This is a genomic window from Bradyrhizobium sp., from assembly GCF_049581145.1.
Lineage (GTDB): Bacteria > Pseudomonadota > Alphaproteobacteria > Rhizobiales > Xanthobacteraceae > Bradyrhizobium.
Map to the genome: position 1 here is coordinate 1 of NZ_JBAURI010000771.1, position 8,914 is coordinate 8,914.

At 64.2% G+C, this 8,914-nt stretch carries 8 protein-coding genes; 4 read left to right on the forward strand and 4 right to left on the reverse strand.

What is annotated here, in order from left to right:
• Together WCB02_RS25425 and WCB02_RS25430 are read left to right on the forward strand one after the other, a co-directional pair.
• The coding region (locus tag WCB02_RS25425; RefSeq protein ID WP_423962519.1) for a DUF1501 domain-containing protein at positions 1-582 on the forward strand (582 nt) is incomplete at its 5' end.
• A 552-nt stretch (positions 583-1,134) separates the two neighbouring features.
• On the forward strand, positions 1,135-3,030 hold the full coding sequence (locus tag WCB02_RS25430; protein WP_423962520.1) for a tetratricopeptide repeat protein: 1,896 nt from the start codon (positions 1,135-1,137) through the stop codon (positions 3,028-3,030).
• Between the two features lie 694 nt (positions 3,031-3,724).
• On the opposite strand, the gene gor is transcribed toward WCB02_RS25430, so the two are convergent.
• The 4 genes from gor to WCB02_RS25450 form a co-directional block, all read right to left on the reverse strand.
• Positions 3,725-5,113, reverse strand: coding sequence for a glutathione-disulfide reductase (gene gor, locus WCB02_RS25435; protein ID WP_423962521.1), 1,389 nt, complete (start codon positions 5,111-5,113; stop codon positions 3,725-3,727).
• A gap of 30 nt (positions 5,114-5,143) precedes the next feature.
• Complete coding sequence (locus WCB02_RS25440) at positions 5,144-5,692, reverse strand: DUF2059 domain-containing protein (RefSeq protein ID WP_423962522.1); 549 nt, start codon at positions 5,690-5,692, stop codon at positions 5,144-5,146.
• A 115-nt stretch (positions 5,693-5,807) separates the two neighbouring features.
• The gene (rpiA, locus tag WCB02_RS25445; RefSeq protein ID WP_423962523.1) at positions 5,808-6,506 is read right to left on the reverse strand and encodes a ribose-5-phosphate isomerase RpiA; all 699 of its coding nucleotides are present in this window, start codon (positions 6,504-6,506) and stop codon (positions 5,808-5,810) included.
• Between the two features lie 120 nt (positions 6,507-6,626).
• A complete protein-coding gene (locus WCB02_RS25450; RefSeq protein WP_423962524.1) occupies positions 6,627-7,460 on the reverse strand; it encodes an SDR family NAD(P)-dependent oxidoreductase in 834 nt (277 codons plus the stop codon).
• A gap of 86 nt (positions 7,461-7,546) precedes the next feature.
• Between WCB02_RS25450 and WCB02_RS25455 the strand changes: the two genes are divergently transcribed.
• Together WCB02_RS25455 and WCB02_RS25460 are read left to right on the forward strand one after the other, a co-directional pair.
• Complete coding sequence (locus WCB02_RS25455) at positions 7,547-8,266, forward strand: HAD family hydrolase (RefSeq protein WP_423962525.1); 720 nt, start codon at positions 7,547-7,549, stop codon at positions 8,264-8,266.
• Positions 8,267-8,415: 149 nt separating this feature from the next.
• The gene (locus tag WCB02_RS25460) at positions 8,416-8,880 is read left to right on the forward strand and encodes a hypothetical protein (protein WP_423962526.1); all 465 of its coding nucleotides are present in this window, start codon (positions 8,416-8,418) and stop codon (positions 8,878-8,880) included.
• Positions 8,881-8,914 lie beyond the last annotated feature (34 nt).

Sequence of the window (8,914 nt, forward strand, 5' to 3'; positions counted from 1 at the left end):
GCACAAGGGACCGACGATCCGACGGCGGACGACCCGTCGCAGGCAGCGCCCGGCATCGCGCGCGTGCGCGCTTATTTCGCCGAGGCCGCCGGCACCGCGGGCCGCTTTCTCGCCAAGGCCGACGGCCCACGCGTCGGCGCGCTCGGGTTCGTCGGATGGGATACCCACGTCAATGAGGGCGCGGCCGCGGGCCAGCTCGCCAATCTCTTGGGAGCGCTCGACGGCGCGCTGGCGGCCATCGAGACCAGCATGGGCGAGTCCTGGCGCGAGACCGTGGTCGCCGTCATCACAGAATTCGGCCGCACCGCACGCATCAACGGCACCGAGGGTACCGACCACGGCACCGGGACCGTTGCCTTCCTCACCGGAGGCGCCTTGCGGGGCGGACGCATGATCGCCGACTGGCCGGGGCTCAAAGCCGCCCAGCTCTACGAGGGACGCGACCTGAAGCCGACCACCGATCTGCGCGCCGTGCTCAAGGGTCTGCTCAGGGATCACTTGCGCGTTGACGAGACCGTGCTCGCAAGCACCGTGTTTCCGGATAGTGGCGACGTCGCGCCGACCGCCGGTCTTGTCGGCTGACATGATTTTCCGGGATTGAGCCAATGCGAGTCCTCAAGCGATCCAGACCGGCGCTCTGATGTCGATTCCGACAGGCCGCGAGCTCGAATTTCTGGTCAGCTTGACGACACGCTGGAACAGACTCTATTGCAACGAGCTTGCGCATCTTCTGAGAGGAGATGACGGCTCATCCGACGCCGGCCCGGATGCGATCGCTCACGGCGCCCTCGCCGATCCGAACGCCGCCGTGCGAGCAAGTCCACACCGGCGCGGCCGCGTCCACCGGCGCCGACGCCCGTGACGATCGCAATGCGCCTCCCGGCAGGTTTGGATCGGGCGCGCCCCGGTCATCACACCGGCATCGCTCTCATTCGACGTACTGAGCATGGATTGGTCTATTGCGGTTCCCACGCCGCGTGAGCATGCGCCGCTCAAGCAACGCTGAACTGCGAACGCCGCGCACCGCCAACTGGCCGGAAGCGAGCTCGTCCCACGGCTGCAGCACGGTCCGCCGGACTTCTTTGACGGCTAAGAATCATCTAACGGTCGTGTCGGGTCACTTGGAATGCGCTGATGAACCGTCGCGAACGCCGGGTTGCCGCGCGTAAATCCCAGACAGCTTCGAACGGCACCGGCGCGGACAGTCCCGCGGCGCTGCAGGAGGCCGCTCTCCGCCACATGCGCAATGGAAGACATCTGGATGCGCAAGTCTCCTGCCAGCGCGCGCTTGCGCTGGATGCCGGACATGCGGGTACGCTGCAGCTCATGGGCCTCCTGTCCCTCCACGCCAAACAATATGATGCCGCGGTCGAATGGGTCGGTCGCGCCAACCGGGCAGATCCCAGGACGGATTATCTCGCGAGTCTCGGCACCGCGCTGGAAGCGCAGGGACTTCACGAAGAGGCCCTGAAAGCCTTCGACCAAGCGGTGCAGATCAGGCCTGATGATGCCGAGTTGTGGACGCAACTGGGCAATGTTCTCGTTCTGTTGCAGCGCGCGGCGCCAGCGATGCTGAGCTACCAACGTGCGCTCACGCTGAATCCGCGCTACTGGCACGCCGCGTACAATTACGCGCTTGTTCTGCTCCAGTCCGGGCGCTTGGCGGATGCTCTTGGCAACTTCAATCTGTGTGACGGCCTGCAGCCCAATCACGCAGCGACCCTGCAAAAGCGGGCCGAGACGTTATGCGGCCTCGGTCGATTTGAAGACGCCCTGTCCGACGGCAGACGGGCGCACGCTCTGGACCTTGGCAATGCCGACATCTGCAACGAGATCGGGGTCGCTCTGCGGGCGCTCGGTCGCTACGATGAGGCGCTGGAATGGTTCGAACGCGCCATCGTGCTGCGACCTCAGTTCGCGCGCGCGTTCGACAACAGGGCGGCCGCGCTCGGTGAAACGCACAGATTCGCCGAAGCCGTCACGCTCTATCGCAATGTGAAGGCAATCGATCCGGATAACGCCGGCGCAGACTGGAACTTGTCTCTCATCTACCTGCTGTGCGGTGATTTCGAGGCCGGCTGGCCGGCGCGCGAGGCACGGTGGAAGGTGCCGTCTCTTCCAGGTACCGCCAACTATCCCAAATTTCCTCAGCCGATGTGGCTCGGAGAGGAGAATATCGCAGGCAAGACAATCGTTGTCTGTGCGGATGAAGGTCTGGGAGACACCATCCAGTTCGTACGCTATGTGCCCATGCTGGCGGCCCTGGGCGCGCGCGTCATTCTTCTGCCGCAGGAGCCGTTGGTCCCACTGCTGTCAGGGATGCCAGGCGTCTCGCAGTGCCTGGCGAAACTGGAGGGAACGTCGACAGCGTTCGACGTCCATTGTCCGGTCTGCAGCCTGCCATTTGCGTTCAGGACGCAGCTCGACTCGATTCCGGCCGAAATACCGTATCTGCCGCCTCCAGTGGAGACCCGCGTGCAGCTCTGGGAAGCCCGCCTCGGCGCCCGCAACAGGCTCCGGGTCGGCCTGGTCTGGTCCGGCAATCCGCAACACAACAACGATCACAATCGATCCATCCCGCTGCGGATGTTTTCACGGCTGTTCGACGCCAACGCGAGCTTCGTGAGCCTGCAAAAGGACCCAAGGCCGGAGGACCGGACGGTGCTCCGCGAACGGACCGGCATCGTCGACCTGACCGAACATTTTACCGATTTCAGCGAGACCGCGGCGCTGATCAGCTGTCTTGATCTGGTGATCACGGTGGACACCAGCATGGCTCATCTGGCTGGCGCCCTCGGCTGCCCGACCTGGATATTGCTGCCCTACACTCCCGATTGGCGCTGGCTGCTCGATCGCTGCGACAGCCCCTGGTACCCGACGGTCCGGCTGTTCAGACAAACCGAGACCCACGACTATGGCATCGTGCTCGATCGGGTGCGAACCGAATTAGTTGCGCTGATCGCCGGCAGGCAGCCTCTCGCCGGTACTCGGGAATTTTCAGGACTGAGCGATTTCGAGCGGCGGCCGTAACGTCCGAAGTCCCAGCTACGCCCGACAAAACGAGAGAGAAGCCGCCCAGTTGGATGTAGGACCGGTCAGTATCATCGTGCTTGCGAAGGCCGAAAAAACCCGGCGGCTCGTGGGCCGCCGGGTAGTTCGGGAGGATATACCCGACACGAAGCAGGCAATGAGGGCCCGATCAATCCGAATCGCGGCATATCGGTGATTTGTTTCTGTTGTTGCGAGCTGGTCTACCCTGCAAGGTGTTTAGCCGACCTTCCTTCGCAGACACGGATGAAATAATGGAAGAGCGCCACGCCGGAGCTTGCAAATCGGGCAGCAGTTCCCGGCCGCGACGCTCGATCCGGCGGAACATCCACCAATCTTCCTCGTCATGCGAAACGATGGAGCCCCGCGCGACAAGCAGGCAAAACTGGAATGAGACGCGGCAGGCCACGGCAATCGTTCGCGCTGTCTCTTGACCGCCGGATCGGGGAGCGTACCGGACGGATCCTTCAAGCCGAGCACAAACTCAAGGCCCCTCACGGGCGCGATGAGACATCGGTCCGAGATCGGCAGGCGCCGGGCAGAGCCTTGCTGTCGAGCATGCCGTCGATGATACGACGCGCTCGCGGCAGCTTTCGATCGCCATCAAATGCGACCGACCGGGACCAAGCGGACGGGTCAGGCGAGAACTCGGCCGATCTCCTCCGCGCCGGATCCCCTACTCCGCCGCCTCATCGCGCACGTAGCGCGCGGTCGGCGTCCGCATGGTCACGAGCTCCTCCGCCGCGGTCGGATGCAGCGCCAGCGTGGCATCGAAATCGGCCTTGGTGGCCTTCATCTTCACGGCAATCGCGACCGCCTGGACGATTTCGGCGGCGGTGTCGCCGACGATGTGACAGCCGACCACGCGGTCGGTCGTGCCATCGACCACGAGCTTCATGAGCACGCGGGTGTCGCGGCCTGACATCGTCGACTTGATCGGCCGGAAACTGGTCTTGTAGACGTCGACATGGCTGAACTGGGCGCGCGCCTGGGTCTCGGTCAGCCCGACCGTGCCGACTTCCGGCTGCGAGAACACCGCGGTCGGAATGTCGGCGTGATCGACCTGGACCGGGCGCTTGCCGAACACGGTGTCGGCGAAGGCATGGCCCTCGCGGATCGCGACCGGCGTCAGATTGAAGCGATGGGTGACGTCGCCGATCGCGTAAATGTTCGGCGCTGAGGTTTTCGAGAAATGATCGACCGCGATACCGCCATTGCTTGGATTGATGGCGACGCCAGCTTTCTCCAATCCGAGATTGGCGACGTTGGGATGCCGGCCGATCGCGAACATCACCTGGTCGGAGGCGATGCTCGATCCATTCGACAGATGAGAGGTATATTCCTTGCCGTGCTTGTCGACCCCGGTCACGGTGCAGCCGGTCAGGATCGTGATGCCTTCCTTCTCCATTTCGCTGCGCACGTGGCTGCGGACATCCTCGTCGAAGCCGCGCAGGATGTTGTCGCCGCGATAGACCACCGTCACGTCGGAGCCGAAGCCGGCGAAGATGCAGGCGAATTCCAACGCGATATAGCCGCCGCCCTGGATCAGGATGCGCCGGGGCAATTGCTCGAGATGAAACGCCTCGTTCGAGGAGATGACGTGCTCGAGCCCCGGGATCGCGGCGCCATGGTTGGGCGCGCCCCCGGTCGCGATCAGCACGACATTGGCGCTGATCTTCTCGCCGGTCGACAGACGCAACGTGTGCGCATCCTCGAACACCGCGCGCGCCTTGGCGATCCGCGCGCCGGATTTCTCGACATTGGCCGTGTAGGCCGCCTCCAGCCGCGCGATCTCCTTGTCCTTGTTGGCGATCAAGGTCGGCCAGTCGAACGTCGCGGACGGAATGCTCCAGCCGAAGCCGGCGGCGTCGGTGAGTTCTTGACGGACATGCGAGCCGATCACGAACAGCTTCTTCGGCACGCAGCCGCGGATGACGCAGGTGCCGCCCATGCGGTATTCCTCGGCGACCATGACCCGTGCGCCGTGACCCGCCGCAATCCGGGCGGCGCGAACCCCGCCCGAACCTCCTCCGATGACAAACAGGTCGACGTCGAATTCAGCCATCTGCACCTCGACCTGCCTGTCAGCCTTGCATCAGATCTGCTTGCCGCGCTTGCGCATCTCGGAGCGGAACTCGCCGTTGACGATGCTCGCGAACTGCTGCGCCCACTGGTTCATATAGGACATGCTCATCTGGATTGCCCGCGGCTCGTTCATCAGCAGCTTCTGGCCGAGCGGGGACTTGTAGAAGGCGACCAGGGCAGTCAATTCCTGTTCGGTGAACTCGTTGGCGTAGACCAGCGCCATGCCCTCGCCGATCTCCTTCTCGCGGCCGGCCAGATTCTGAGCAACGATCACCGCGACCTCGTTGAGATCCTTCTGGTAGTTGAGGTTGGTCTGCAGCAGCGTGTCCTTGGTCTGCTGCACGATGTTCGGAACGGCCGCCTGATACATCGCGGCAGCATTCTTCATCGCCAGGATCTCCCTCGCCGCCGCGAGCGCGGCCGGCGACGCCGGCTTGAGGCCCGGGATCGTTGGCTGCCCCGGAGCCGCCTGTTGCGCCCCGGCGGGTAAGCCGGCCAGCGCCAGACCCAGTCCCAGCGCGAGGCCTGCCGCAGGCAAAATCCTGAAAACGCTCTTCATTCCGCTTCTCCTTGGGATTTACCATGAGATCATGATCCGATCAGATCATGATCTCATCTCTTTGTTTGAGCATGATCTTTTCGGAAAACCGGTTCCCACTTTTCCGGATCACGCTCTAGTGCCGTTCAACAATGCGAATTCCCTGCGCGCCAGCCAGCACGGCCGCGCTCGCCAGCCCGACGAACAACCCGTGCTCGACAACGCCCGGTACCGCGCTCAACAGAGCCGCCAGATGCGGGACATCCTCTATTCGTCCGAGATGGGCATCGACAATCCAGTGGCCACCATCGGTGACAAAAACGTGGCCGCCGCTGTCCTTGCGGAGCACCATTTGGCCGGAAACGCCGCTTTCCGCGAACGCTGTGGCCATTGCGCGCCGCGTCGCGGCGAGTCCGAACGGCATGACCTCTACCGGAAGTGGAAAACGGCCGAGCGCGTCGACCCATTTGGATTCGTCGGCGATCACAATCATGCGATCCGACGCCGCGGCCACGATCTTCTCGCGCAACAGCGCTCCGCCGCCGCCCTTGATCAGATTGAGCGCATGATCGATTTCATCGGCGCCGTCAACCGTCAGATCCAACCGGTCGACCTCGTCGAGCGTGGTCAGCGCGATGCCACAGCGCAGCGCGTCGGCGCGCGTCACCTCCGAAGTCGGCACGCCCGTGACCTGCAATCCCGCTTTCACCCGTTCGCCCAGCAATTCGACGAAATGTTTCGCGGTCGACCCGGTGCCGAGCCCGACCGTCATGCCGTCACGCACCTGTTCGAGCGCGCGCGCCGCCGCTTGCCGTTTCAATTCGTCCATCGTCACACGGAAACCCCAGCAGGCCGTGAGCCGCCAGCGAGCGGCGATACCCCGATCCCCGCGGCCATATAGCGTCGTTTCGCGGCGAGGCATAGCCGCCAATAGGTCACTCGGCCTGACTTTCGGCTAGCCCACGACCCGGTCCATCGCTGCCTGGATCGCGGCGAACCGCTGGTCGACCTCCTCACGCATATTCGGATGGGTGAACACGTAGAGCTCGTCCTGGCGGATCGCGGCAATGACGCGCGCGGCGACGTCCGAGGGCTCGAGCCCACCCGCCAGGCGCCTGTCGATCTCGGCGAGCATCAGGCCGGCCGGACTTGCCGGATCGAGCCGCGGCGCCTCGCCGTAGCGGGGGAGACGGTTGCGTCCGCTTTCGCCGATGCGGGTGCGCACATAGCTCGGGCAGAGCACGCTGACCCCGATGCCGTGCGGCTTGAGTTGCAGGGCAAGCCCCTCCGACATCGCGACCACCGCGAACTTGCTCGCCGCGTAGGGGCTGAAGCCGTAACCGGCGGTCAGGCCGGCCATCGAGGCGGTATTGACGATGTGGCCGCCCTCGCCATGGGCGCGGATATGCGGCAGGAAGCTCCTGATGCCGTGCACCACCCCCATCAGGTTGACATCGATCACCCAGCGCCAATTGTCGAGCGAGATGTCGTCGATGCCGCCGCCGGCAGCCACCCCGGCATTGTTGCAGACCACATGGACATGGCCGAACGCGGCGAAGGTCGCCTTTGCCGCGGCCTCGACACTGTCGGGATCAGCGACATCGCAGCCGATGCCGGCCACCTTGCAGCCGGAATGCCGCAAGTCCACGACCGCTTTATCCAGTGCCTCCGTCTCGACATCGGCGAGCATCACATTCATGCCCAAATTCGCCAAGGCGCGCCCGAGCGCCAGCCCGATCCCCGATGCTCCGCCTGTCACGAACGCCGTTTTGCCGGAGAATTGCCGCATGCCTTGCCCCCCGATGTCCCCGGTTTTCAGCACACTCTAGCATGCCCGTCTTGCATCTCGCCGCAGAGACCGATAGCGCATCGGCGATGACCCAAGCTCCAACCCAAGTTCCAGCCTCAGCCGCGACCATCGTCTTCGATCTTGACGGCACGCTGGTCGATACCGCGCCCGACTTGATCAATGCGCTCAATTTCGTGCTCGACCGGGAGGGGTTGCCACCGGTTCCGTTGCAATCCGCCCGCACCATGATCGGCGCGGGCGCGCGCAAGCTGATCGAGCGCGGCCTGGAATTGGAGGGCCGCCTTGCCGGTCCTGCGGATATCACCCGCCTCACCGCCGATTTCATCGACCATTATGCCGCCCATATCGCCGACCTTTCGCGCCCGTTCGAGGGATTGGAGGGCGCCCTCGACGAGCTCGCGTCACAGGGCTATCGCTTCGCGGTCTGCACCAACAAGCTGGAATGGCTGTCCAGGCGGCTGCTCGACCAGCTCGGATTGAGCGCGCGGTTTGCCGCGATCTGCGGCGCCGACACCTTCGGCGTCTCCAAGCCCGACCCTCAGATCCTGCGGCAGACCATCGCCCGGGCCGGCGGCGAAGTCGCGTCCGCGATCATGGTCGGCGACGCCGGTCCCGATATCGGGGTCGCCCGCCGTGCCGGGGTACCGGTGATCGCTGTAGGCTTCGGGTATACCGAAATACCGATCGCCGAGCTGAAGCCCGACCGCTTGATCCATCACATGAGGGACCTGCCGGATGCGGTGGAGGGTCTTATCGCAAGCCAAAATAACGCCATAAGGGATTGATCTGGCTTCGGATTATATTTTCCCGTGCATTCGCGTTAACCATCAATTAACGATGCGGACCGACCCGGTTGCGTGGCCGATCGGACACTCTTATGGTCAAAAATGGGGATTGCGGCCGTTGGCCGCAGGAATGTGGCGGATCGAAAAAAATGCGTCGTGTCATCGCGGTTGCCGTAGCTGGAACGAGCCTTGCGGGCTGTTCCTCGCTGCCTTCTTTGGACTATTTCAAGCCCACGCCGCCGACGATTCAGGTCCAGCTCGAATCGAACCCCCCCGGCGCCGACGCCAAAACCTCGCAGGGACCCGGCTGCAAGACGCCCTGCTCCGTCTCGGTACAGGCTCCCGATCCCAGCTTCTCGGTCAGTTACACCCTGAATAAATACCAGCCGGCGACCGTGCAGGTGCAGGTGATCAAGAATCCAGGCGACTTGACCAATCCGGCCACCACGACCACCGATCCCAATCCGGTGTTCGCGGAACTTCAGCCGATGACGCCGCCGCCGAAAGCGGTCCACCGGGCGCGGCCGAGGAAGCCGAAACCGCCGGCGGCGGCCGCGGCACCCGCGGATGGAACGTTCCCCGACCCCAACGCCGCGCCAGCGCCCACCCGCTGATCGCTGCAGCGCACCTAAACGGACGGCCCCGATC